Annotated in this window: 20 protein-coding genes; 12 read left to right on the top strand and 8 right to left on the bottom strand. The window is 67.0% G+C overall.

Annotated elements, in window-relative coordinates; genetic code table 11:
• Positions 1-143: 143 nt before the first annotated feature.
• Both AC1DR1_RS06040 and AC1DR1_RS06035 read left to right on the top strand, forming a co-directional pair.
• Positions 144-542, top strand: a complete 399-nt coding sequence (locus tag AC1DR1_RS06040) for a hypothetical protein (RefSeq protein ID WP_229994333.1) — start codon at positions 144-146, stop codon at positions 540-542.
• 91 nt (positions 543-633) lie between these two features.
• Positions 634-2,796, top strand: a complete 2,163-nt coding sequence (locus AC1DR1_RS06035; protein ID WP_229994332.1) for an elongation factor G-like protein EF-G2 — start codon at positions 634-636, stop codon at positions 2,794-2,796.
• Positions 2,797-2,810: 14 nt separating this feature from the next.
• Here AC1DR1_RS06035 and AC1DR1_RS06030 read toward each other — a convergent pair whose 3' ends face one another.
• Complete coding sequence (locus tag AC1DR1_RS06030; protein ID WP_229994331.1) at positions 2,811-4,220, bottom strand: aldehyde dehydrogenase family protein; 1,410 nt, start codon at positions 4,218-4,220, stop codon at positions 2,811-2,813.
• 147 nt (positions 4,221-4,367) lie between these two features.
• Positions 4,368-4,946 carry a TetR/AcrR family transcriptional regulator gene (locus AC1DR1_RS06025; RefSeq protein WP_229994330.1) on the bottom strand — a complete coding sequence of 193 codons (579 nt, stop codon included), beginning with the start codon at positions 4,944-4,946 and terminating at the stop codon, positions 4,368-4,370.
• Between the two features lie 169 nt (positions 4,947-5,115).
• On the opposite strand from AC1DR1_RS06025, the gene AC1DR1_RS06020 reads away from it, so the two are divergent.
• From AC1DR1_RS06020 to AC1DR1_RS06005, 4 genes are all read left to right on the top strand, one after another.
• Positions 5,116-5,460 carry a cupin domain-containing protein gene (locus tag AC1DR1_RS06020; RefSeq protein WP_229994329.1) on the top strand — a complete coding sequence of 115 codons (345 nt, stop codon included), beginning with the start codon at positions 5,116-5,118 and terminating at the stop codon, positions 5,458-5,460.
• Between the two features lie 11 nt (positions 5,461-5,471).
• On the top strand, positions 5,472-6,782 hold the full coding sequence (locus tag AC1DR1_RS06015) for a flavin monoamine oxidase family protein (protein ID WP_229994328.1): 1,311 nt from the start codon (positions 5,472-5,474) through the stop codon (positions 6,780-6,782).
• A 164-nt stretch (positions 6,783-6,946) separates the two neighbouring features.
• Positions 6,947-8,416 carry an APC family permease gene (locus AC1DR1_RS06010; protein ID WP_229994327.1) on the top strand — a complete coding sequence of 490 codons (1,470 nt, stop codon included), beginning with the start codon at positions 6,947-6,949 and terminating at the stop codon, positions 8,414-8,416.
• 248 nt (positions 8,417-8,664) lie between these two features.
• Positions 8,665-9,678 (top strand): isopenicillin N synthase family dioxygenase, encoded by a 1,014-nt coding sequence (locus AC1DR1_RS06005; protein WP_229994326.1) that lies wholly within the window; start codon positions 8,665-8,667, stop codon positions 9,676-9,678.
• A 191-nt stretch (positions 9,679-9,869) separates the two neighbouring features.
• On the opposite strand, the gene AC1DR1_RS06000 is transcribed toward AC1DR1_RS06005, so the two are convergent.
• Positions 9,870-10,841, bottom strand: coding sequence for an AraC-like ligand-binding domain-containing protein (locus tag AC1DR1_RS06000; protein ID WP_229994325.1), 972 nt, complete (start codon positions 10,839-10,841; stop codon positions 9,870-9,872).
• A 147-nt stretch (positions 10,842-10,988) separates the two neighbouring features.
• Positions 10,989-11,579 carry a TetR/AcrR family transcriptional regulator gene (locus tag AC1DR1_RS05995; protein WP_229994324.1) on the bottom strand — a complete coding sequence of 197 codons (591 nt, stop codon included), beginning with the start codon at positions 11,577-11,579 and terminating at the stop codon, positions 10,989-10,991.
• A 118-nt stretch (positions 11,580-11,697) separates the two neighbouring features.
• Here AC1DR1_RS05995 and AC1DR1_RS05990 point away from each other — a divergent pair, with 118 nt between their 5' ends.
• Together AC1DR1_RS05990 and AC1DR1_RS05985 are read left to right on the top strand one after the other, a co-directional pair.
• Positions 11,698-13,620 carry a primary-amine oxidase gene (locus AC1DR1_RS05990; RefSeq protein ID WP_476992322.1) on the top strand — a complete coding sequence of 641 codons (1,923 nt, stop codon included), beginning with the start codon at positions 11,698-11,700 and terminating at the stop codon, positions 13,618-13,620.
• A gap of 9 nt (positions 13,621-13,629) precedes the next feature.
• A complete protein-coding gene (locus AC1DR1_RS05985) occupies positions 13,630-14,094 on the top strand; it encodes a hypothetical protein (RefSeq protein WP_229994322.1) in 465 nt (154 codons plus the stop codon).
• Between the two features lie 39 nt (positions 14,095-14,133).
• Here AC1DR1_RS05985 and AC1DR1_RS05980 read toward each other — a convergent pair whose 3' ends face one another.
• Positions 14,134-17,583, bottom strand: a complete 3,450-nt coding sequence (locus tag AC1DR1_RS05980; RefSeq protein WP_476992321.1) for a DEAD/DEAH box helicase — start codon at positions 17,581-17,583, stop codon at positions 14,134-14,136.
• Between the two features lie 196 nt (positions 17,584-17,779).
• Between AC1DR1_RS05980 and AC1DR1_RS05975 the strand changes: the two genes are divergently transcribed.
• Entirely contained in the window at positions 17,780-18,691 is a 912-nt protein-coding gene (locus tag AC1DR1_RS05975; RefSeq protein WP_476992320.1) for a DMP19 family protein, read from the top strand.
• A gap of 114 nt (positions 18,692-18,805) precedes the next feature.
• Here AC1DR1_RS05975 and AC1DR1_RS05970 read toward each other — a convergent pair whose 3' ends face one another.
• Positions 18,806-19,333, bottom strand: coding sequence for a COG4315 family predicted lipoprotein (locus tag AC1DR1_RS05970; protein WP_229994319.1), 528 nt, complete (start codon positions 19,331-19,333; stop codon positions 18,806-18,808).
• A 188-nt stretch (positions 19,334-19,521) separates the two neighbouring features.
• Between AC1DR1_RS05970 and AC1DR1_RS05965 the strand changes: the two genes are divergently transcribed.
• Together AC1DR1_RS05965 and AC1DR1_RS05960 are read left to right on the top strand one after the other, a co-directional pair.
• A complete protein-coding gene (locus AC1DR1_RS05965; protein WP_229994318.1) occupies positions 19,522-20,022 on the top strand; it encodes a sigma-70 family RNA polymerase sigma factor in 501 nt (166 codons plus the stop codon).
• A complete protein-coding gene (locus AC1DR1_RS05960) occupies positions 20,019-20,702 on the top strand; it encodes an anti-sigma factor family protein (RefSeq protein WP_364748593.1) in 684 nt (227 codons plus the stop codon). Before AC1DR1_RS05965 ends, AC1DR1_RS05960 begins: the two co-directional genes overlap by 4 nt.
• 2 nt (positions 20,703-20,704) lie before the next feature.
• On the opposite strand, the gene AC1DR1_RS05955 is transcribed toward AC1DR1_RS05960, so the two are convergent.
• Together AC1DR1_RS05955 and trmB are read right to left on the bottom strand one after the other, a co-directional pair.
• Positions 20,705-21,511 carry a DUF1206 domain-containing protein gene (locus AC1DR1_RS05955; RefSeq protein WP_364748591.1) on the bottom strand — a complete coding sequence of 269 codons (807 nt, stop codon included), beginning with the start codon at positions 21,509-21,511 and terminating at the stop codon, positions 20,705-20,707.
• Positions 21,512-21,615: 104 nt separating this feature from the next.
• Positions 21,616-22,572 (bottom strand): tRNA (guanosine(46)-N7)-methyltransferase TrmB, encoded by a 957-nt coding sequence (gene trmB, locus AC1DR1_RS05950; RefSeq protein WP_364748588.1) that lies wholly within the window; start codon positions 22,570-22,572, stop codon positions 21,616-21,618.
• 103 nt (positions 22,573-22,675) lie between these two features.
• Between trmB and AC1DR1_RS05945 the strand changes: the two genes are divergently transcribed.
• Positions 22,676-23,938: an MFS transporter gene (locus AC1DR1_RS05945; protein WP_364748586.1), complete on the top strand. Its 1,263-nt coding sequence runs from the start codon at positions 22,676-22,678 to the stop codon at positions 23,936-23,938.
• Positions 23,939-23,984: the final 46 nt, after the last annotated feature.

The raw sequence follows: 23,984 nt of genomic DNA, 5'->3' as shown, positions 1-23,984 counted from the left end.
GTAGACGCCGGGGGGCATCGCATGCATGATTCAGCCGAATTTGATCCGTCCACTGGCGATCCTTCGCAGTTTGATCCGCCCAGGTTTCATTCGCCCCTCCGGGGCGGGTCCTGGCTGCGGCCGGCTGCGTTGATGGGCACGCCGTGAGCCCGGGACTCCAGGCGGCCGTCCTGTTTGCCGGCTCCCTGCCAGGGCACATCCTGATGTCCCTGGGACAGGCCCTGGTGGTCGTCTGCCTGTGCTTCGACTTCGTCCGCGCGGTGTCCGTGCCGCGGTCCCGCAGCCGGTACGTCGCCAACACCTGGTTCCGGACACTTGCCCTGCCTTCCATCCTGGTCATGGCGTTCAGTGTGCTCATCGACGCCGCCTCCGGCTCCTGGCAGGACGTGGGCGCCGGGGTCTTCATCCTGGTTGCCGTGATCTTCCGGTGGCACTATGACACCGACGAAGACAGCTGGTGGAAGGGCAAAGGCCGGGCCCTGGGCCGTTGGCTCAGGACTCGGGCCGCCTCGGGGTCCATGGCGGCCCCGGCCACGGCGTGAAAAAGCCCTTGCTGTCCGGGCGTCCCAGGGTGTCCAATCCTTAACACAAGGCCCTGCGGGGCACGAGTGGATGCGACGCCGGGAGGTTCTCATGCCGTCGAAGGGCGCCAAAACCCCGTCAAGGGGCCCGGTCCGGGGTACCTCTGACCTCCGGCGGGCCGACGCCAATGGCGCCGCGCCGCCGGAGCAGCCGGACAAGATCCGCAATGTGGCCCTCGTGGGGCATTCGGGTTCCGGAAAAACAATGCTCACCGAGGCCTTGCTTGCCGCCACCGGAGCCATCACCCGTAAAGGCTCGATCGCCGAGGGCACTACGGTGAGCGACTCGGATCCTTCCGCCATCACGCAGCAGCGCTCCGTGGCGCTGGCAGTGGTGCCGGTGACGGTGGGGGAGACCAAAGTGAACCTGCTGGACACTCCGGGCTATACGGATTTCATCGGCGAGCTGCGTGCAGGGCTCCGTGCCGCGGATGCAGTGCTGTTCGTCGTCTCGGCCACCGACGATGTCGACGCCGCGACCACCGCGCTCTGGAATGAGTGCCAGCGGCTCGGCATGCCGCGGGCAGTGGTCATCAGCCGGCTGGACCATCCGCGCGCGGATTTCGACGCCGCCGTCGCCCGCTGCCGTCTGGCATTCGGCGACGCCATCGTTCCGCTCTACCTCCCGGTCCGCGCGGACGGTGCCGTAACCGGGTTGCTGGGGCTGCTGACCGGGACGGTGTCCGAGTACGGTGCGGCGGAACCGGCGTCGGCCACCCGGGCCGCGACCGGCGTCGAACTTGCCGCGGCGGAGTCAGCGCGGGGCGCGCTGATCGAGGGGATCATTGCCGAGAGCGAGGACGAGGCGCTGATGGACCGCTACCTAGGGGGTGAAGAAATCGCTCCCGATGTCTTGATCGCCGATCTGGAGACGGCCGTGGCCCGCGGGTCCTTTCACCCGGTGCTGCCGACGTCAGCGGAGTCCGGGCTTGGCCTGGCGGAGCTGCTCGAGGTTCTGGTTCGCGCGTTTCCGACCCCGGCGGAGCACAGTGTTCCAGCAGCCACGGACCTCGACGGGGCGCCTGCCGGCCCGCTCGGCTGCAACCCCGACGGCCCGCTGCTCGGTGAAGTGGTCCGCACGACGATCGACCCGTTCCTCGGCCGGGTCTGCCTGGTGCGTGTTTTCTCCGGCGTTGTGCGGGAGGACGCAGCCATCCATGTGGGTGGCCGCGGAATGGCGGACCGCGGCCATGAGGACCACGACAGCGACGAGCGGGTCACACACCTGTACTCGCCGCTGGGATCGGGACTGCGGCCGGTGCCATTCTGCGTCGCCGGGGATATCTGTGCGCTGACCAAGCTGGGCACCGCCGAGACCGGCGACACGATTTCGGCCAAGGAACTGCCGTTGCTGGTGGCCCCCTGGGACATGCCGGACCCGCTCATGCCGGTAGCCATCGAAGCTGCCACGCACGGCGACGAGGACGCCCTGGCCAGGAACCTGGGGAAAGTCACCGCCGGCGACCCGACGCTCCGGGTGGAACGCAACTCCGAAACCCACCAGCTGATCCTGTGGTGCATGGGCGAGGCGCACGCCGACGTCGTCCTGGGCAGGCTGCGGGACCAGGGTGTGAACCTGCAGACCGTCCCAGTGATCACGCCGCTGCGGGAGACGTTTGCCGCGCCGGCGGCCGGGCACGGACGCTATGTCAAACAATCCGGCGGCCACGGCCAGTACGCTGTCTGCGACATCGAGGTGGAACCCCTCGACCGTGGCGCCGGGTTCGAGTTTGTCGACAAGACTGTGGGCGGGGTGATTCCCGGGCCGTTCGTCACGTCGGTGGAAAAGGGCGTGCGGACCCAGATGCAGAAAGGCGTGTCGGCCGGGTTCCCCGTGGTGGACATCAAGGTCACGCTGATCGGCGGCAAGACGCACAGCGTGGATTCCTCGGACGCGGCGTTCCAGGCGGCCGGCGCGCTGGCCCTCCGGGAAGCGGCGGCAGCAACACGCATTCAGTTCCTGGAACCGGTTTCGTCCGTGACCATCAGCGTTTCGGAGGACCACGTGGGCGCTGTGATGAGCGACTTGTCCTCCAGGCGGGCACGCCTGACCGGAACCACCTCCGCCGGGGCCGACGGCACCGAGATCAGCGCCGAGGTTCCGGACCAGGAACTGTTGAGGTACTCGGTGGAGTTACGGGCCCTGACCGCCGGCAGCGGCCGGTTCCGGCGCAGCTACTTGCGGCACGAACCCGTGCCGCAAGCGCTGCACTGATGGCCCTAATAAGGTCAGCCGTTGATGACCTGCGGAACGCCGAGGGCCTTGAGGCCTTCGACGCCGAATTCGAGTCCGTAGCCGGACTGCTTGGCACCGCCGAAGGGGACGCGCGGGTCCACGGCGCCGTGCTTGTTGATCCAGACTGTGCCGGCCTCGATCCGGGCCGCGACCTTCCGGGCTTCGGCGGGGTCGGCGGACCAGACGGAGGCGCCGAGCCCGACGTCGAGGGCGTTGGCCATGGCGACGGCCTCGTCCACGGTGCTGTACCGGATGATCGGCAGGGCGGGGCCGAACTGTTCCTCGGCGACGAGCGGGTTGCTGTTGTCGATATCCGCCACGATCGTGGCGGGGTAGAAGTGGCCGGGCTGGTCCTGGTCCGGGTTGCCGCCGAGCAGGATCCGTGCCCCGGAGTCGCGGGCGGCTTCAACGAGCCTGGAGACGATGTCGAACTGCTGGCGGTTCTGCAGCGGGCCCAGGACGTTGTTCTCGTCGAGGCCGTTGCCCATAGGCATGGCCGCGGCGACGCTGGTGAGGGCTTCGCAGACGGCGTCGTAAATGGCGTCGTGCACGTAGAGGCGCTTGAGTGCCGCGCAGGTCTGGCCGGTGTTGATGAACGCGCCCCAGAACAGGCCCTCGGCGATCGCTTTCGGGTCGGCGTCGGGCAGGACGATGCCGGCGTCGTTGCCGCCGAGTTCCAGGGTGAGGCGTTTGACGGTGTCGGCGGAGGATTTGATGATGGCCTTGCCGGTGGCGGTGGAGCCGGTGAACATGATCTTGCCGATCCCGGGGTGTGAGGCGAGGGCCTCGCCGACGTCGCGGCCGCCGGAGACCACGGACAGCAGGCCCTCGGGGAGTTCCTGGTTCAGGACATGGGCCAGGGCCAGGACGGAGAGCGGGGTGTATTCGGAGGGCTTGATGACGACGGCGTTGCCCATCCGCAGGGCGGGGGCGAGCTGCCAGACGGTGATCATCATGGGCCAGTTCCAGGGCCCGATCGCGCCGACGACGCCGATGGGCCGGTAGTGCAGTTCGGCGCGGGTTTCGCCGTCGTCGACCACGGTTTCCGCCTCCAGCACGGTGGCGGCGGCGACGCGGAGCCAGGCGGCGCAGGCGCCGACCTCGAAGCGGGCGTTCGGGCCGTTGAGCGGCTTGCCCTGCTCGCGGGAGAGCAGCCGGGCGAGTTCCTCGGCGGAGCGTTCGACGGCGTCGGCGGCCCTCAGGAGCGCGGCGGACCGGGCGTCGTGGCCCAGCACGGCCCACCCGGGCTGGGCGGTTGCCGCGGCGGCGATGGCGGCCTCGAGGTCCTCAACGGTGTGGACCGGGGCCTGCCCGACCGGCTGGCCGGTGGCGGGGTCCAGGATGGTCCGGGTTTCCCCGGACGTCGGGGCGATCGCGGCGAGAAGGGCGTCGTAGGTTTCCATGGGTGTACTCCACATCGAGTAGTTCAGAGAGCGCGGCCGGTACGGCCTAAGAGTGCTGCTCCAAGCGTGCTCCGGCGAGGCACCGACGGTCTTGTCAATCCGCGAAGAGCTGTTGTGCGGGAGCGAACGGAACGCCGCGGGCATTCCCTACGGCTGCGGACCGGAGGGCGTCCGGAGCAGGAGTATGTCGTGGACTTCCTCGAGAGACGCAGCAATGGTTGACCGATCGACGCCGGCCAGATACTGGAGAACGAGGCCGTCGAGAGCGGCAAAAAGTGTGCGGGCCACAACCCTCACGTTGCCGGTCAGGCCTGAGGCCGTCAGCCCGTCGGCCAGGGCGCTGACGTAGTTCTCGTAGAGGGCGGTCACCGCTTCGGAAAGCTCGGGGCGCCGGCGGGCCTCGAGGATCATCTCGTACTGAAACACCTGCAGTTCCGGTTCTGCCAGAAGTAGCTCCAGCAGCGAGTCCGTGAATGAGTGGCCCAGCGTGGCCGCCTCCCGCAGCTTGGACGCACTGATGGATTGCTCGGCAGCCCAGTCCAGGGCTGCGGCTATGAGGGCGTCGCGGGATCCGAAGTGGTGGGCAACCAACGTGTTGTTGACTCCGGCAGCTTCCGCCACTGAGCGGTAAGTCAGCCCCCGCAATCCCTTGGCAGCCACCACCGAAACGGCGGCGCGCAATAGGGCTTCCTTTCCGGTTCCGTACTTCGAAGGCGTTGCAGTCATGGACCGAGTCTATCGAGTTCGCCGCGGTGCACCTCGGAGCTATTGACATAAAACTAAGCAAATGCTGAGATTGAATTCCACGTGAGACAGATCACGTCGCCTCACGGCCATTTGCCATTCCATTCGGCCCCCTAACGGCGCTCGGCGCCCACAACTCCATGGAGTCAGCATGCCTCTCACCCTGGCCTTTACTACTTCCTCTGCACTCGACGCCAACAAGAACGAGCCATTCGAACTGGGATCTGTTCAGTGGATCCGTCGCTTTGGTGACGGAGAGCGGCCCGCCCTTGCCTGCGGCTACTGGCACGTCACACCCGCCGAGGCACCCGAGCCTTTCGACCTTGTGATGGAGGCCGACGAGACAATCTCCATCGTCCAGGGCCACCTAACTATTGAGGTGGAGGGCGGAGACGTCTATGACCTCTTGCCGGGCGGTGCCGCGTCGTTCAACAGGGGCGCCCGCACCCGGTGGACAGTGCTTGAGCCGACCATCGAATTTTTCGTCTACTCCTAGGAAGTGTCCGAATGAACAACGTAGAGACGTTTGACGTGGTTGTGGTCGGCGGCGGATTTGCCGGTCTCACCGCTGCCCGTGAGCTCACCAGGCAGGGCGCAACTGTGCTCATCCTGGAAGCCCGCGACAGGATCGGTGGCCGCACGTGGGTGGATAAGCGCCTGGGACGGGACCTGGAAATCGGCGGCACTTGGGTGCACTGGACCCAGCCGCATGTCTGGGCTGAACTGACGCGTTACGGCTTGGAGACCACACCCAGTCCCGAGCCGGAACGTGCCTTCTGGTGGGCGGACGGCCGCCGTCACGAGGGCGGGCCCGACGAGTTGCTCGGGCTCATCGCCCAGACAAACGAGGAGTTCGTCCAGGACTCCCGCAAGTATTTTCCGGAGCCTTTCAGGCCGCTGGCCCGCGACGATTTCAAGGCGATCGACGATGTGTCCGTCCAGGAGAGAATCCGTGAGCAATTCCCCGCCGGCGGAACCCGGGACATCCTCGAATCATTCTGGGCCCTGAACTTCAATGGTCCGCTGGACAACGCGGCCTTGACCCAGGCACTGCGCTGGGTTGCCCTCACCAACGGCGACTGGGCGGTGAACTTCGAAGCGTGCGCCACCTACAAGATCGTTGGCGGCACGGCCGCCCTGGCGGCAGCGATCCTCGCGGATTCCGGGGCCGGTATCGAGTACGGCTTCACCGTTGAAACCATCTCGGATGACGCGGCATTCGTGAACATCCGGGGTGCGGACGGCCGGAACGTCCGTACCCGGACGGCGATTGTCACGATTCCGCTCCCTGCCCTGGCGGCGGTTGACTTTGAGCCGCCCCTGCCATCGGCCAAGGCCGAAGGCTCCAGGTTTGGGCAGGTCTCCAAAGGTGCCAAGGTCTGGTTCAGGCTTCGCGGAAAGCATGCACCTTTCGTAGCGCTGGGGGGTGCCGACTGGCCCCTGAATTTCTTCCAGGTGGAGTACACGCTCGACGGCGACACGATCGCCGTCGGGTTCGGTCCTGACGCCTCGAAGATCGACGTGGAGGATCCAGTTGCCGTCCAAGCTCAGCTCGCACGTCTGGTGCCAGCAGTCGAGGTGGTTGCGGTAGCCAGCCACAACTGGGTGGACGATCCGCTATCCGGTGAAACCTGGCCCATGCACCGCGCCGGTTTTCTCTCGACCTACCTCCCGGCCATGCAGGCGGCGCACGGTCTGGTGCTGTTTGCCGGCTCGGATATCGCCAACGGCTGGTGCGGATTCATTGACGGCGCAATCGAGAGCGGCATGAGCGCCGCCCGTGACGCAGCCTCCCTCTTGGCGCTGCACAATTCCTGAACGTCACTGCTGTTCTCAACCAAACTTCGCTCATGAACAACAACCGATCGCTGATCGACAAGAGGGTGACGGGCGTCACCTGCCATGCTGGATTTCACGGTGCAACGCACCCCCATATTCCCAGACCGAAATTCCCCAGACTCATGACCGTTAAGAAGGATCCGATGAGTATTTCAAAATCCGAGTCCCGGACCGCAGAAGACAGTCCCCGCACGGAGCACTCCACTGCGCTGCGCGCCGGCAGCGTCGGCGTCATGGGCATACTTTTCTTTGTGTTGTCCGCCCAGGCGCCGTTGACCGGAATCGTCGGAGCATCACCGCTGGCCGCGGCCCTCGGCAACGGCCCCGGCGCGCCCGGCGCGTATCTGGTGGTGGGCATCGTGATCGTGATCTTCGCCGTCGGGTTCGTCGCAATGAGCCGCAAGATCCAAGCCAACGGCGCCTTCTACGCCTATGTCACCGCCGCCTTTGGGCGGAAGATCGGCGCGGGAGCGGCATGGCTCGCGCTTCTCGCATACAGCACGGTCCAGGCCGCGATGTACGGGCTGTACGGCGCCGCATTCTCAGGCGTCTTCGGAACCGCAGGGATCGTGGTTCCCTGGTGGCTGCTGGCCATGGTCACCATGGCCGGCGTGCAGGTGCTGGGATCCCTCAACATCGAGCTCGGGGCGCGGGTCCTGGCGGTGCTCGTAGGCTTGGAGGTCGCGATCCTGCTCATGTTCGGGTTCACCGTGCTGTTGCGGGGCGGCGGACCGGAAGGGCTCAGCCTGGCGGCGTCGTTCTCTCCCGCGGCGATCGGCGCAGGGGCCCCGGGGGTAGCCATCATGTTCGCTGTCGCCTCCATGTTCGGCTTCGAATCCACAGCCATCTACTCGGCCGAGGCCAAGGACGCCCACCGCACGGTGGCCCGTGCCACGTATCTTTCTGTGGGCGTCATCGCGGTCTTCTTCTCCTTCATTTCGTGGATGCTGGTCAGCTACTACGGCCCCTCGCACGTCATTGATGCCGCGGGCGCGGCCCTCGAATCGGGCGACTCCACCTCCTTCGTGTTGACGCCGATGGTGGAGCTGTTCGGGCCGTGGGCCGGGACCGTCACCGGCATCCTGCTCGTGACGTCCCTGTTGGCCGGCATCATCGCCTTCCACAACGGCATCAACCGCTACCTCCATTCGCTGGCCCTGCGCGGGTCGATGCCCCGCGTCGTGGCCCGGACCAACCGGCACAAGGCCCCCGCCGTCGCCGCACGAATCCAGACGGCGGTTGCGTTCCTGCTCGTTGCGCCGTTCGCCCTGCTGTCCCTGGATCCTGTCCTGACCCTCTTTTCCTGGTTCAGCGGGCTGGCCGTGGCGGCGCTCCTGGTGCTTTACATGCTCTGCTCCCTGGCCGTCGTCGCGTACTTCCGGCGCGAAAAGGTGGCCGGCCAGATCTGGCAAACCGTGGTGGCGCCGGTGCTCGCCACTGCGCTGCTTGGCTGGGTCCTGTCCCTCGTGATCAGCAACTTCACCGCACTGATCGGCGGGAGTGCGGAAACGGCCGTGGGCCTGCTGATGACCGTCCCCATTGTGTTTGCCGCCGGCGTGCTGGTGGAAGTTGCCGTGGAGCGCCGGGCCGCGCGCGCAGGGGTTCCTGCCTAACGATCGGCCCTGGACGCCGGACTTAGACACAGAAGCGGAAGTGCCTGAACCGCACCCCGAAAGTTGGACTTGAAAGTAAGAGTCCAAGTTTCGGAGGTGCGGTTCAACGTCGCCTTATCCCAGGGCGCTGACCTACTCCGGATGTCTTATTTCGACACGTTAAATCCTCATCGCTGCAGCCCGGTCCGTAACATTGGAACTAATACAGGCTCCGGCTTGCCAAGTTCGCTGTAAAGGACTAGTTGACGTTGTCACTCGAATCATTGCCCGTCCTGGACTTCTCTCGATTGAGTGCTGGCCCGGAAGAGGCCTCCCGGTTTCGGGACGAACTGCGCAATGCCATGCATGAGGTCGGGTTCCTCTATCTGGCCGGCCACGGCATCCCGCAGGAGCTCATTGACGCCATGCTCGACGTCTCCCGCCGCTTCTTCGAACTGCCGGACGAACAGAAGCTCGCGGTCGAGAACGTCCACAGCCCGCAGTTCCGCGGCTACACCCGCGTCGGCGGTGAACTCACGGATGGGGCGGTCGACTGGCGCGAGCAGATCGACATCGGCGTCGAGCGTGACGCCGTGGAGCCGGGCGCCGGCGTCGCTGATTACTGGCGTCTGGAGGGACCCAACCTGTGGCCAAGTGGACTGCCCGAGATGCGGGCGATCGTCCATGAGTGGACCGAGCGGCTGAGTGCCATCTCCCTCGCTCTTCTGCGGGCGCTTGCCGTGTCCCTGGGAGCGCCCGAGGACACCTTCGACGCGGCATTCGCCGCACGGGCGTTCCCCCTGCTCAAAGTTGTGCGCTATCCGGGGGAGTCCAACCCGGAACCCAAGCAGGGTGTCGGGTCCCACCGCGACGGCGGTGTGCTGACGCTCCTCCTCGTGGAACCCGGAAAGGGCGGACTCCAGGTCGAGTACCAGGGGAAATGGATCGACGCACCCCAGGTGCCAGGAACATTCGTGGTCAACATCGGCGAGATGCTTGAGCTGGCCACGAACGGCTACCTTAAGGCGACTCTGCACCGCGTGATCTCGCCCCTTCGCGGCACTGACAGGATTTCTCTCCCGTTCTTCTACAACCCGGCGCTGGACGCGACCATGCCCCAGCTCGCGGTGAGCCCGGAGTTTCAAGCCAAGGCCCGCGGCCTGTCGGTTGACCCGACGAACAGCCCCATTCTGGAGACCTACGGGGATAATGCCCTGCGCTACCGGCTCAGGGCCCACCCAAACGTTGTCGCAGTTCACCACGCGGATCTGATGACGAACTGACGTCGGTGCACACTCCTGAATCCGGCCGGAACCCGTGCCCGTTCTCTCCGAAGGCCAGGCCGGGATTCGTAGCAAATCTGGCCGGCGAAACCAGCCCGCGCAGCTGCTCCGGCAGCCTCCCTGGCAGCAATGAGGAACCACAGCGGGCGCTGACAATGGCAGGTGCTCTCAGCGGCGGGTGCAGGTCAGGCTCAGGCGCCGCGCCGCCAGTCGCTGGGAGACTCGCCGAAGGCGTCCCGGAAGGAGCGGCTGAAGTGGGCCGCATCCAGGAAGCCCCAGCGCCCGGCCACGGCCCCCACCGTCAGGCCGGCCAGGAGCGGATCGCGCAGCTCGCGGCGTGCCCCTTCCAGCCGCTGGGTCCGGATCCAGCTCGCCACGGTGGTCCCGGATTCGTGGAAGACGTTGTGCAGGTGCCGGGTGGAAATGAAATGGGCTGCAGCGATGGAGGCGGGCGAGAGCAGCGGATCGGCCAAGTGCGCGTCGATGTACTCACACACGGATGCCGCCAGAAGGGCCTGTGGCCTCATCCGGTCCGGGGACATGTCCAGTTCCGAATGCAGCATGGTGGAGACAAGATCGAGGGCATTTGTGGCGAGTCGGGACCCGCTGGGACCGCTCAGCGCGTCCAGGTTCTCTGCGAGGTGGGCGAGGAACGGCCCGACGATCGCGGCGAGGCCGCCGTCGGAAGCCATCCGCACCGCCGAAAGCTGAGCGATGCAGTCCGGCGGCAGGGAGAGCGCGTCCCAGGGGAACATCACCACCATGAGCCGGGCGTCCCCCTCGAACGCAAGCGTGTAGGGGCGGCTGGTGTCGTAGATGGAGAGGTCGCCCGGGCGCAGGAGCGCCTCGCGGTTGTCCTGGATGAGGAGTCCGGTGCCCTGCAATTGGAGATTGAGCTTGAAGTAGCGCTGGGTGGACTGGGCGATCAGTGCCGGCGTGCGGTGGACCTCATGGCTCGTGGAGGAGACCTCGACGACCGCCACACGGTCCAGCCTGCGGGCCCGCATGCGGCCGCGGAAGTTGTCCGCATCTGTGCTCGAGGCGGCCAGGGGAACGAAGGACTCCGCGACGAGGTGCCTCCAGTGGTCGAAGGAGGCTGCCGTGCTGTTAATGACATCCTGTCCGGCGGGGTTGGCCACGGGGCGGGCTGCAACTGCGGTCATCGAAGATCCTGACGCCGTCGTATTTCTGGGACTGTGTCGTGGGACACAGTACCTTCAGGGTAGCGCCGCAACCCGCCGATGTCATCTTTTTTCGACAACCGGCGAAAAAAGATTGAGCCGGCTGCCCGCCCGGTGTGCCGGCCGCGCCTAGCTGGCCAGCAGTGCCAGGAAGCCCTCCAGCTGCTCGTTCAGCCCTAGCTCCACCTGGCCTTCGGGGGCGAGTGCCGCCGCGATCTGCGCCCCGAGGAGGAAGTTGAGCAGTTGCCCGGCCAGCGCGGCGTCGGCGACGGCTGTGGTGACGGCGCCGGATTGCCGCGCATGGGCAAGGTGCTGACTGATCGATGCAAGCCACTGCTGCATCGAATCCCGGTGGATCCGGGCCTTGCCGGGATCGTTGATGGCCTTTTGCCAGAAGGGAATGACGATCCGGGCCTCGTTGATCCGCTCCTCATCCAGGGGCAGCACCTCGACACAAAACGACCTCAAAGCCGCCAGCCCGGACTGCCCGGCGGTGACTTTCGCGATGCGTTCGTTGGTGCGGTTGAAGACGTGCCCGAACGCGAACGTCAGCAGGTCATCCTTTGTGGGGAAGTACGGTTTGAGGGCCCCGTTCGCGAAGCCGGCCTCGAGGGCGATTTCGCGCATCGTGGCGCTTTCAATGCCGAGTCGGGCGATGGTCCGCCACGTGGCGTCGACGAGTTCGAGCCGCCGCTGGTCGTGGTCGACAATCTTTGGCACCGGATAGCTCCCCAATTTTCTTGCGTCGGACTCTTGTGGCACAGCTTACATTTCCGTATTCTCTACAACTATAGAAAATAAAGTTCCGACCCGCCAGGGTCCCCGAACGAAGGCCGTCATGATGACCGCACTAACCGACATCCGCACCCCGTGTAGCCCGTACAGTCTGGCCACGAACGCCGAAATCACCGCAGTCCAAAGCATTCTGCGCACCGCGGGCCTGCTGGGCGAGACCAAGCGCATCGCGTACCTCGGCCTCGTGGACCCCACCAGGAACGCGCCGGCGGGAACCGAGGACCGCCGGTTCCGGGTCTTCCTGCACGACATCTCCGGAGGGAGGCCGGCCGACGTGACCGTCTCGGTTTCCAGCGGCGCGGTGATTTCCGCCGTCGAGCTGGACACGGTACTGACCGGCGAGCTTCCTGTCCTGGAGGAGGAGTTCGAAGTCGTCGAACAACTCCTGGCCACGGACCAACGGTGGCTCAAGGCGCTGGCCGGCCGGGGCCTGGACGTCAGCAAGGTCCGCGTCGCCCCGCTGTCCGCCGGGGTGTTCGAGTACCCGGAGGAACGTGGCCGCCGGATCCTGCGTGGCCTGGCCTTCGTGCAGGATTTCCCCGAAGACAGTGCCTGGGCGCACCCCGTGGACGGGCTGGTGGCGTACGTCGACGTCGTCAGCCAGGAAGTCACGCAGGTGCTGGACACCGGCGCCGTCCCGGTTCCCGCCGAACACGGAAATTACACCGATCCGGAACTCACCGGCCCGCTGCGCACCACGCAGAAACCCATCAGCATCACCCAGCCGGACGGACCCAGCTTCACCGTCACCGGCGGCAACCACGTCGAATGGGAAAAGTGGAGCGTCGACGTCGGCTTCGACGTCCGCGAAGGCGTGGTGCTGCACAACCTTGCCTTCCAGGACGGCGACCGCAAACGGCCCATTATCAACCGGGCATCCATCGCCGAAATGGTGGTCCCGTACGGGGACCCGTCGCCGATCCGGTCGTGGCAGAACTACTTCGACACCGGCGAATACCTCGTGGGCCAGTACGCCAACTCGCTGGAACTGGGCTGCGACTGCCTCGGCGAGATCACCTACCTCAGCCCCGTCATCAGCGACGCCTTCGGCAACCCCCGGGAAATCCGCAACGGCATCTGCATGCATGAGGAAGACTGGGGAATCCTGGCCAAGCACAGCGACCTCTGGACCGGGATCAACTACACCCGCCGCAACCGCCGCCTGGTGATCTCCTTCTTCACCACCGTCGGCAACTACGACTACGGCTTCTACTGGTACCTCTACCTCGACGGCACCATCGAGTTCGAGGCCAAAGCCACCGGCGTCGTCTTCACCTCCGCCTACCCGGAAGGCGGCTCGGCCAACATCTCCCAACTCGCCCCCGGCCTGGGCGCCCCGTACCACCAGCACCTGTTCAGCGCCCGCCTGGACATGGCGATCGATGGCTTCACCAACCGGGTCGAGGAAGAAGACGTGGTCCGGCAGGCCATGGGCGAGGGCAACGAACGCGGCAATGCCTTCTCCCGGAAACGCACCGTCATTGCCCGCGAAGCCGAGGGCGCGCGTGAGGCCGATGCCCGCAGCGGCCGGACCTGGGTCATCTCCAACCCGCAGTCCCGGAACCGTCTCGGCGACCCCGTGGGATACAAGCTCCACTCCCAGAACCAGCCCACCCTGCTGGCCGACCCGGAGTCCTCCATCGCACGGCGGGCCGCCTTTGCCACGAAGGATCTCTGGGTGACCCGGTTCGCGGAGGAGGAGCGTTACCCCACAGGCGACTTCGTCAACCAGCACGCCGGCGGAGCCGGGCTGCCGCAGTATGTGGCACAGGACAGGGAGCTGGACGGCCAGGACATCGTTCTGTGGCACACTTTCGGCCTGACCCACTTCCCGCGTCCCGAGGACTGGCCCATCATGCCGGTGGACACGGTCGGCTTCAAGCTCCGGCCCGAGGGCTTCTTTGACCGCAGCCCCGTGCTGGATGTGCCCGCGAGTGCACAGCCGGCCGGCCACTGCCACAGCTAGCCCGGCGCCATGAGCGTTGCAGGCGGCGTGGGCGTTGCGGGCGGCGTGGGCCGGCGGGGCGGCATCGTTTTCCATTCGCGGATCTGTTCCGCCGTGACGGCGGCGTCGTGCCTTACCCACCTGGGGCTTGCCGCCGGGAACCAGCACGGGACATGGCTGAACCTGCTCATGCTCGCCATGGTGGCAGTGTGCCTGCCGTGCGCCGTGCACATCTGGCGCCACGGAAGGATCACGGCCCTGCGCCAGGTGATGGCCGCGGCGCTGGCCATGACCGGGGTGCACGCGGTCCTGCTCCTCGGCACCGGATCCGGCGGCTCGGGCCACCTTCACTCCGGAGCGGGAACCGCTGCCGCAGTGGCCGGAGCAGTGCCCGCAGGCTCCGGGGCGCTGCTGGCGGTCATCGCGCTGGAAATGACGACGGCGCTGCTCGCCGCGACGCTCGTGGCCCGGTTCCGCGCACAGGCCCACGACTGAACAGTGTTAGTCGTTGAACAGTGTCAGTCGTGAACCGCGTCAGTCGTTGAACAGCCCCGCGAGGTCTTCCGCCGTCAGTGCGGAGCCGGTGAGCGCATCGCCTTCCATGACGTCGGCGAAGAGCTGGGATTTCTTGGCCTTGAGCGCCATGACCTTCTCCTCGATCGTGTCCTTGGCGACGAGCCGGTAGACCATGACGTTCCGGGCCTGGCCGATCCGGTGGGTCCGGTCCACGGCCTGGGCCTCCGACGCCGGGTTCCACCAGGGGTCCAGCAGGAACACGTAGTCGGCCTCAGTCAGGTTCAGGCCGAAGCCGCCGGCCTTGAGGCTGATGAGGAACACCGGCGCGGCGCCGTTCTTGAACTCGTTCACGACGTCGGTGCGGTTGCGTGTGCCGCCGTCGAGGTAGCAGAACTCGATGTTCTCCTCGACGAGCCGCTCCCGGACCTTGCCCAGGAAACCGGTGAACTGGCTGAAAATCAGGGCCCGGTGTCCTTCGGCCACCAGGTCCGCGAGCTGCTCGAACAGGACATCGAGCTTGCTGGAGCGCACACCGGACAGTGACGGATCGATCAGCGAGGGATCCAGGCTCAGCTGCCGGAGCAGGGTCAGTGACTGGAAGATGGTGAACCGGTTCTTGTTGACATCCTCGATCAGGCCCAGGATCTTTTGGCGCTCCCGCTGCAGGTGCGTCTGGTACACCTTCTGGTGCCGTGGATTCAGCACGACTTCCAGGATCTGCTCCTGCTTGGGCGGCAGATCCCGGATGACCTGCTCCTTGGTGCGCCGCATCATGAGCGGCCGGACCCGCCGCCGGAGCTTGTCCAGCTGCCCCTTGTCGCCGTTCTTCTCCACGGGCTTCTGGTAGTACTCGGCGAACCGTTTGGGGCTGGAAAAGAGTCCGGGGGCCACGATCGAGGTCAGCGCCCAGAACTCCATCAGGTTGTTCTCCAGCGGGGTGCCCGTGATGGCGAGTTTGAAGGCGGCCGGCAGTTTGCGGGCGCACTGGTAGGCCTTGGACTGGTGGTTCTTGACGAACTGCGCCTCGTCCAGGACCAGGCCGGCCCAGGCCTGGGAGGCGTAGGCCTCGTAGTCGATCCGGAACAGGGCATAGGAGGTGATGATGATGTCGGCGCCGGCCATCGCCTCGGCCGGATGCGAGCCGCTCTTGGCGAAGGTTTCGCCGATGGCGCGCACGCTCAGTCCCGGCGCGAACCGTGCCGTCTCCGCCTCCCAGTTGCCCACCACGGAAGTGGGGGCGACGACGAGAAACGGGGCGGTCCCGGCGGAAGGGCCCGCCGAGGATTGGCCGGCAGGGAGTGCGTCGGATTGTGCATCGGGGTCTGCAGCGGTCCCGGCGGCGTCTTTCGCGGCGCAGATCAGGGCCAGGGCCTGCACGGTCTTGCCCAGGCCCATGTCGTCGGCCAGCACGCCGCCGAGGCCGTGGCGGTACAGGAAGCTCAGCCAGTTGAAGCCCTCCAGCTGGTACGGGCGCAGCTCGGCGTTCAGCGTCCCGGGCAGGGGAAGGCCCTTGATGCCGCCTTCGAGCAGGCCACCCACGGACTCGCGCCACGCGGCCGCCTGTTCGTCGACGATGCCGAGGTGAGCCAGCTCGTCCCACAGCCCGGCCTGGAAGCGGCTGATCTGCAGCGGAGCGTCCTTGTCGCCGGGGTTGTCCTGCAGGGAGCGGGCCTCGTCGATCAGCGCCCGCAGCTGGTGCAGCTCTGGCAGGTCCAGCGAGAAGTACGCCCCGCTGGGCAGCAGCATGCGGGTCTGGCCGGCGGCGAGGGCGGAAAACAGCGCCGCGAAGGAAACCGGCTGGCCCTCCAGGGTGATGACGATGCCCAGATCGAACCAGTCGCGGCTGTCCGTCGCCTTTGTGGAGATCGCCACCACCGGGGCTTCTTCGGCTTCGCGGTAGTCAGCAATCTCGCCGGACGTATCCACGGAGACGTCGGGGAGGTCGCGGAGCCGGGGAAGCACGTCCTCGGTGAAGGCTAGCGTGTCCAGTCCGGCCAGTTCTGCCGTGGCTGCCAGGCGCGGCGTGCCCCAGCCGCCGGTCGCGGATTCGCCCAGGGCCGGTACCACGTCCCAAGGTTGCCCGACCCCCTCAAGGATGCGCGCCTCGGCGGGGTCGTCCCGGTAGCCGTGATCGCCCGGATGCCGCCACAGCGGCTGCGCCGTGACGAGGTTCCCGGACGTGTAGTGCCATTCCCAATGCAGCCGGACCCGGTGGTCCGCCCCGTAGTTGGCCAGCAGGGACAGGGTGGGGACCGCAAGGGTTGGCAGTTCCACGGACTCGTCGGAGGCGGTGACCCGGGCGGTCTGCTTGAGCTTGGGGTAAAAGCCGGTCAGGAAGCGGCTTTCGTCCCGTGCGGGGATGTGCAGGGTGGTCCCGCCCGTGACGAAGGTCAGCAATTCCTCGCTGAGACCGCTTTCCAGCGGGGCAAGGGTGATGACGGGGTCGGCGGGGGCGATGCCGGGCAGGGCGTCGCCGTCGGAGGCCAGGAAGATCCCGTGCGCCGGGCGGCCGATGGTCCCRACCGACGCCGGATCCACCACTTCGCCTTCGACCGTGATGGTCGGCGCGAGCTCGAGCCCGCCGTCGTCGCCGCCGGTGCCGAATCGCGCCAGGTTCAGCCCGACGGCGGCAGGCTGCTCGACGAACCGCACCGCCTCGTCGCCGCGACTGTGGACCAGGGCGACGCCGATCTTCTTGGCCTGGGACAGCAGGCTCCACAGGTTCTTGCCGGCGTAGGTGTTCAGTCCCAGCCACAATCCGGTGCCGGAGTGCTGGCGGTTCGCCACGGCTGTGTGCGAGGCGAGGAATTCCTGCATCCACTCAACATGCGCCTCGTTGCATTCGCGCCGGTAGTTCAGGTAGCTCAGCGTGCTCCAGGAGACATCGCCGCGGATCCACTTGCCCTTGGCCCCCATGATGACGGGGCGTGCCTTGAGCTGGCGGACGCTGCGGAGCGGATCGCGGCGGCCCGTGTAGGAGAAGTGCGGGGCGGGTTCCTCGACGTCGAACTGGAGTGCAAGCGGGGTGCCGTTGGCGGACGGCGTGATCCCCGGGTGGGCGATCAGGGGGCCAAGGGCCTGCTCCCAGTCGGCCATTTCCGGCGGCGCGCTCTGGCGGGACAGCCGTGTACCCTCTGCGGGGGCCAGCAACTGCTGCCGGGTTGCTGGGTTGTCTTCGGCCGCGAAGAGCAGGGCCGCCACGTGCTTGCAGTCCTTGCGGACCGGGCAGCTGCAGACACCCACCGTGCAGCTCCATCCGCCCGCCTTCCGGACAAGCTTCGCCGTCGTGGAATAGGGCACGTCGGAACCGCCCCGCACTTTGCCCAGCAGCAGGCCGGTGGCGGCATCGAAGGAGATCCCCGAAACGCGGCTCCCCATGGCGTAGGCAAGCCCGGCCGCGAGGGAGCGGTCGTTGATCGCGGGAGTCTGAATTGCCAGTGCCGCACTCTCGTCCGGATGGGATGGCATGTGCGTGCTACTTTCGGCAGGTGGTCATCTGATCCATCTTACCGAGCCTTAGCAGGCGCTGGAACTTCGCCGGTGGCCGCGGAACCGCCGCTCAAACTTCGCTTGACGTTCAACTGGGGCTCGGCTGCCCGCCGTGAAGACGGACCTACCGTGGAGAGGTCCGGAGTATCAGCAGTGCCAGCAGTAAGGATTCCGCATGACCAACGGTGTGCCCACCAATCAGTCCGCCCACAACTACCCGACCGTGCTGACCACGGAAAGCCTCAAAGGCGGAAGCCAGGACGTTGTCGACGCGAACGTCAACGTGGTCAACGCCATGTTCGAGGAGTTGCTGGACGCGGACGAGATCTCCCCGGCCGCGCTGCGCAGTTACTACGTGGACTTCTACCTGACGCAGGCGCTGGCCGGCGGCTTCGCGCAGTACGTGTTCACGGCGCCCGAACGGGAGGAAGTCGATCCCTACGTCCGCGAAGGCCTGGCGGCCATGGGTGCCGCCGCGCACCTGGATCTCTTCAACCGCACGGTGGCCGCCTTCGGCGCCCTGACCGACACCGACGTCGACACTTACCTCGACGGCGGCAGCGGCTGGGACGCCGGAGGCGACACAGAAGGAGAAGAACCGGGGGACGGAGTCTCCGACGCCGTTCGGCGCATCGAAGAACTGGACGAGGAATTCGAATCGGTCCTCGCAACAGAGGACATCGCGGCGCTGAACGCCGCCTGGCTGCGCGGCCAGGCGGACTTGCTGATCCTTGGCGACGACGACCTCGACGTCCACATTGCCGGGCGGGTTGCCCGGCTTTCCGATCTCGCGGAGCGCCAGGCGGCAGCCGCCGAGGAAGCGCTCCTGGATGCGCCGGAGTTCGAACAGATTATCCGGGAGCTGTGCGACATTGCCGGCCACAGCCTGGAGCGGATCACCATGGGCGATCCGAACTACGAGCACAACGGGGAAACCACCCTGGCCTGGCACTTCACCACGGAACAGGGCGAATTCCTCATGCTCGAAGACGACGTCGAGGCCTTCATGCTCAACCCCCGGACCCAGGAAATCCTCGCGGCCGTCGAGTTCGAAGAAGCCGTGCAGTTTGAAGAGGCAGGCGCGTAAGCGGTCTTCCCCCCGGTACGGCCGGCGCCTGCCCCCAAAAACAGGCGCCGGCAGTACGCCGCCCGGTTCGCCGGGTCAGAAGAGCCGGACTGGACGGATCCGCGGCCTGTGAGCCTACCCTGCGGGCGGTGCGGTGATCATCTCCCCGGAGGGCGCCACGAGGTACCAGACTCCACCGACGCCCTGGCCCGTGATGTCTCCCGCGGCCTTGTCCTTTTCGTAGTAATAGATCGGCATCCCGTTGATGGTCACCTGCATCTTTCCATCGGCCGTGGGGATGGTTCCGACCTTGCCGGTGACGCCGTTAACGGTGGGGGTCGCCGTCGTCGAGGTGACCGGGGGCCACGCCACCAGGCAGTCGCCGGTGCAGGCGCTGGTCCCGGAGTCCTTCGTGTCCTTGGTGAAGTAATAGACACTCAGTCCTTGGCCGGCCACCACGATCTGGCCCGCCTTGGACTCGCCCACCGAGAGCTCCGCAGCGGACATGGACGCGGGGGCCGAAGTCGCCGGTGCGCTGGATTCTGCGGGAGCGGAGGTGGCCGGTGCCGCCGATGTCGGCGTCGTGGTCGTTCCGCCGCCGCAGCCGGACAGTAGCGCGGCAAGGGCGAATGCGGACAAGCCAATGCTGAGGTGCTTCTTCATTTGCTGCTCCTAGGCTCGAGCCAGCCCAACTCGGAGGCCGGCGCTACGAGATACGACGCCATTGAGCGCGGAATGGTTCAAGGCGGAGCTGACATGTTTATGTCGGGGCTGTCCTGGGGGCACACTGAACTATTGGGTGCGCCCGTACGTCGTACAGGGGCAGAACAAGAAATCCCGGGAGGTGGGACATGCCGCTGGACGAAGACGTCGTGGCTGCTATTTACCGCGACCATGGGACGGCCTTGAAGCGCTTCGTCCTTAGCGCCTCCCGGGATCCGCAGCTCGCCGACGACGTCGTCCAGGAGACCGTGCTGCGGGTCTGGCAGCAGGCGCCGCAGATCACCGGCAGCCTGCGCAGTTACCTGTTCCGAACGGCCCGCAACATCATGATCGACAACTACCGCAAGGCCCAACGACGTCCGCAGGAAGCCGGCGAACGCGATGTCCCGGACGTTGCGGACGGCGCCGGGCGCATCGATGACCTGCTCAACAAGGTCCTGATGGAGGAGGCATTGCTGCGGCTCAGCGCGGAGCACCGCGAAGTCCTTGTGGCGCTCCACTACCGCCGCTACACAGTCCAGGAGGCATCCGCCCAATTGAAAGTCCCCAGCGGCACGGTGAAGTCCCGGGCGTTCTACGCCGTGCGGGCCCTACGGACGATCCTCGACGAAATGGGGGTGCAGCGGTGAACGGGACCGAGCTGCATCAACTCCTCGGCGCGTATTTGCTCGGCGGGCTGGAGCCAGCCGAGGCCGCAGCCTTCGAACAGCACCTTGCCGTGTGTGCCGACTGCCGCCAGGAGCTGGACGATCTCGCCAGCCTCCCCGCGCTGCTCGACGCGATCCCGGTGTCCGACGCCATCGCGCTCACCGCGGCGGCTGCGGCTGCCCGCGAGCGGGCACTTGTTCCGCCGGAACCGGTACCTGTCCCGCGCCGGCTCCTGGACGAGCTCGCCGCCCGCCGCCGGCGAGTGCGGCGCCTGTGGGCGACGGCCGTGGCCGCAGCCGCCGCCGCATGCCTGGTGCTGGGGGTCATGGCCGCTCCGCTGCTGAACCAACCCGCCAAACCGGACGCGAGCTATTCCGTTGAGGCCAGCAGCGGACTTGAGGTTACGGTGGGGCTTGTCAAGAAAACCTGGGGCACCGAGCTGGCGGTGGACGGACGGAGCCTGCCCCACGACGGGACCCTCTCGCTGTGGGTGAAGGACCGTGACGGCGGCGAAGACCGTGCCTGCGCGTGGACGGCGACGCCGAGCGGCAGGGTGCGGATCACGGGGGCGACGCCGGTGCAGCTGGCCAGGATAGCCAGTGTCGAGATGCGCGACGAGCAGCAGCAGACCGTAGCTGTTATCGCCGTGCCTCAGGGCTAGCCCTACATCTTCGCGAGCTTGGCGCGCACCGCCATGTAGATGCCGTAGCAGATCAGGCCGACCCCCACGGCGGCCAGCAAATACACACCGAACGGCTGCTCCCGCAGGGCCTTCAGGCTGCCGTCGAGCCCGGTTGATTGTTCGGGGTGTGCCGTCACCGTGGCGATGATGATCAGCAGGCCCACGAGCAGCAGGGCGAAGCCCTTCGCGACGTAGCCGACGACGCCGATGACCGTCACAGCAGTACGCGCCTGCTTCTGGGCCGGCATGCGCAGGTACTTGAGGAAGGACTTCCGGAAGCCGCGGATCGCGTAGACGATCCCCGTGACGGCTACCGCGGCGCCGATGACCATCAGGAGCGCCACGCCGCCCGGGGCCTTCATGAGGTTTACGGTCATATCGGAAGTTGACTCACGGTTATCGGAGCCGGCCCCGGTGGCGACCGACGCCAGCGTGAGCGCGAAAAAGGCGTACACCACGGCCTGCAGGGCTGCCTTGAGTTTCTTGCCGACCTTTTTCTTGGTCGGCAGGTGCCCGAAATCGAAAATCGCGTCGGATGCTTGCCAGATGGCCAGCGCAACGCAGGCGGCAAAAGCGGTCCAGAGCAGCAACGGCCCGGCCGGCTGCGCGGCGAGCTCTTCCACCGCGCCGCTGACGTCGGCCTGGCCCCGGCCACCCATGGCGAGCCGGATCGCGACCAGCCCGATCAGGAAGTGCAGCAACCCGGACACAGCGAAACCGGCCCGTGCTGCGATTTCGAGGGGCTTCGAATTGGTGACGTCCTCGGCGACGTCCGCGGCGTCCTTCATTTCTTCTTTGATGATCGTTTCCTTAGTGCTACCCAGCGTGGTTCGTTCCGTAATCGTGCCACGCCAAGCCGCTCAGGAACAGATGCCTGCGGGGCCCGGGGTGCCTAAATTCTGCGGTAGCTGAGATCGAAGATCAGGCGCCCGGCCTCGTGCGCCTTGTTCTCGAAGCTGGTCAGGATCCGGCCGTGAAACCGCGGCGCCCAGCCGCCGGTTCCGTCGACGCCCTCGTTGGGCCCGGTGTGCTCGGTGCTGACGGGTGCCCGGCCTTCCTTGACGGGCGCCCCGCCCACGCGGGACTCGACGCCGGATTCCCACACCTGGGTCAGGGGGCTGTCAGCACCGGCGCGTTCACCCTCGTGCAGGTTCTCGAACTCCGCCGAGCCCGCCATGACCTCGCGGACGTGAACGGCGTAGTTGGACCAGTCGGTCGCGATCCGGAAGATGCCGCCGGGCTTGATGGCCCGGGCGGCGAGATCCACGAAGTCCGGCTGAATGAGGCGGCGCTTGTGGTGCCGGGACTTGTGCCACGGGTCCGGGAAGAAGACCCATAGTTCCGTGACGGAGCCGGCGGGGAGCATGGTCGCGAGCACCTCGGGGGCGTTCGCCTCCACTACCCGCACGTTGCTCAGTTTGCGGCTGTTGATCTTGATCAGCGTGTTGGCCAGGCCGGGGGTGTAAACCTCCACGGCAAGGAAGTCATTGTCCGGGTTTTCCTCCGCGGCGTGGCATACGGCGTCGCCCAGTCCGGAGCCAATCTCCACAATCAGCGGAGCCGTCCGGCCGAATTCGGCCTCCGCGTCGAACATGTAGTCCGGGTGCACTGAGGTGTTGGCGACATGGCGGGGGACCTCAACCGCCCAGCGGTCCGCGTGCTCCTCCCATGCGGCCTGGCGGCGGCCCTGCAGGCGCGTGCCGCGGCGCACAAAGCTCACCGGACGGCCTCCGTACGTGCCGAACGAGGCCTGGCTGCCGGGGGTCACGGGGCGCGGAAGTCGGGTCTCTTCAGGGGTGCCGGGATCCGGGTCTGCCGGGGTGCCGGGGGATTCTGGGGATTCGCTCATCCCTACCAGAATAGTTGAGTTTGCGGGGCCGGGGCGCCCCCGGGGGGACCCCGCGACCTCCCGGCGAAGGGGCGGCGGGACGGGGCCTGCAAGAATTGGGCGGGTGACTTCAGCTGGGAAAACTGACGAGCAGGACCTTTCGGCCAGCGTTGCTGTCCGGGATGACACACCCGGAGCGCCCCGCGCCCCCGGCCGCCGCATGCTCGCGTACATGGGCCTCTGCCTTGTCCTGATCGGGCTGAATCTCCGCACCGTGTTTTCGAGCTTCGCGGCGGTACTGCCCGAGGTGACGGCCGACGCCGGGCTTCCGGCCTGGGCGGTCGTGCTGCTGACCACTGTGCCGGTGACGCTGCTGGGTGTGTTCGCCCCGCTGGCCCCGTGGCTGGCGCGCCGGTTCGGCGCCGAGCGTGTGCTGCTGGGTGCCATGGCTGTGCTCACGGCCGGGCTGCTGCTGCGGCCCGTGGAGCTGCCCGCGGCCGGCCATCTGCCGGCCCTGCTCGCCGGAACCGCCGCGTGCGGCGCCGCGATTTCGCTGTGCAACGTGCTGCTTCCCGGGGTCGTCAAGCGTGACTTCCCGCACCGCCTGGGCCTCATGGGCGGCCTGTACACCACGGCCATCTGCGCCTCGGCCGCCCTTGGTGCGGGTTTCACGTTCCCGGTTTTCCGCGCAACAGGGCAGTGGACGGCCGCGCTCTGGTTCTGGGCGCTGCCGGCCGGCGTCGTCCTTCTCTTGTTCCTGCCGCCGGCGCTCCGGGCAGGTCCCGGCGGGCCGCCGCGGCCAGCCGGAGGCGTCAGCGTCTGGCGCTCCGCCGTGGCCTGGAACGTGACTGCGTTCATGGTCCTGCAGGCCATGATGTCCTTCAGTGTCTTTGCCTGGCTGGCCCCGATCCTGCGCGAACGCGGCGTGGACGGCGGCACGGCCGGCCTGATCGTCTCGGCCTCGATTGTGCTGCAGATGCTGGGCTCGCTGTTCGCGCCTGCGCTGGCCACGCGGTTCCGGGACCAGCGCGGCATCAACACGGCCGTGGCGCTCATGACCGGGGGAGGGTTCGCTTTGAGCATCTTCGGCCCCCTGGACTTGATCTGGCTGTGGACCGGGCTGCTCGGCCTGGGCCAGGGGAGCCTGACCGCCGCGGCGCTGACCCTGATCATGGTCCGCACCCGCGACGGGCACACCGCGTCCCAGCTCTCCGGGATGATGCAGGGCGTGGGCTACGGGCTTGGCTCCAGCGGCACCCTCCTGGTGGGCCAACTCCACCAGTCCACCGGGTCCTTCGCCGTAGCGGGCGTGCTGTTCTTACTGGTGGGCTCGCTCGCCGCCGTGTTCGGGTACAGGGCCGGGCGCGACCGTTTTGTCGGCGGTTGACCGCCCTGCTGCCCCCCCCAACTGACCCCAAAAACACGTTGAGCTA

The organism is Arthrobacter sp. P4_F10 (assembly GCF_056401435.1).
Note: the sequence above shows the minus strand (reverse complement) of the source record. Positions and strands in the feature narration are given on the sequence as shown.

Excerpts from the sequence above, each read along its gene's own strand:
- AC1DR1_RS06035 (WP_229994332.1), top strand. The coding sequence starts at position 634 with ATGCCGTCGAAGGGCGCCAAAACCCCGTCAAGGGGCCCGGTCCGGGGT.
- AC1DR1_RS06030 (WP_229994331.1), bottom strand. The coding sequence starts at position 4,220 with ATGGAAACCTACGACGCCCTTCTCGCCGCGATCGCCCCGACGTCCGGG.
- AC1DR1_RS06025 (WP_229994330.1), bottom strand. The coding sequence starts at position 4,946 with ATGACTGCAACGCCTTCGAAGTACGGAACCGGAAAGGAAGCCCTATTG.
- AC1DR1_RS06020 (WP_229994329.1), top strand. The coding sequence starts at position 5,116 with ATGCCTCTCACCCTGGCCTTTACTACTTCCTCTGCACTCGACGCCAAC.
- AC1DR1_RS06015 (WP_229994328.1), top strand. The coding sequence starts at position 5,472 with ATGAACAACGTAGAGACGTTTGACGTGGTTGTGGTCGGCGGCGGATTT.
- AC1DR1_RS06010 (WP_229994327.1), top strand. The coding sequence starts at position 6,947 with ATGAGTATTTCAAAATCCGAGTCCCGGACCGCAGAAGACAGTCCCCGC.
- AC1DR1_RS06000 (WP_229994325.1), bottom strand. The coding sequence starts at position 10,841 with ATGACCGCAGTTGCAGCCCGCCCCGTGGCCAACCCCGCCGGACAGGAT.
- AC1DR1_RS05990 (WP_476992322.1), top strand. The coding sequence starts at position 11,698 with ATGATGACCGCACTAACCGACATCCGCACCCCGTGTAGCCCGTACAGT.
- AC1DR1_RS05985 (WP_229994322.1), top strand. The coding sequence starts at position 13,630 with ATGAGCGTTGCAGGCGGCGTGGGCGTTGCGGGCGGCGTGGGCCGGCGG.
- AC1DR1_RS05975 (WP_476992320.1), top strand. The coding sequence starts at position 17,780 with ATGACCAACGGTGTGCCCACCAATCAGTCCGCCCACAACTACCCGACC.
- AC1DR1_RS05970 (WP_229994319.1), bottom strand. The coding sequence starts at position 19,333 with ATGAAGAAGCACCTCAGCATTGGCTTGTCCGCATTCGCCCTTGCCGCG.
- AC1DR1_RS05965 (WP_229994318.1), top strand. The coding sequence starts at position 19,522 with ATGCCGCTGGACGAAGACGTCGTGGCTGCTATTTACCGCGACCATGGG.
- AC1DR1_RS05955 (WP_364748591.1), bottom strand. The coding sequence starts at position 21,511 with ATGAAGGACGCCGCGGACGTCGCCGAGGACGTCACCAATTCGAAGCCC.
- trmB (WP_364748588.1), bottom strand. The coding sequence starts at position 22,572 with ATGAGCGAATCCCCAGAATCCCCCGGCACCCCGGCAGACCCGGATCCC.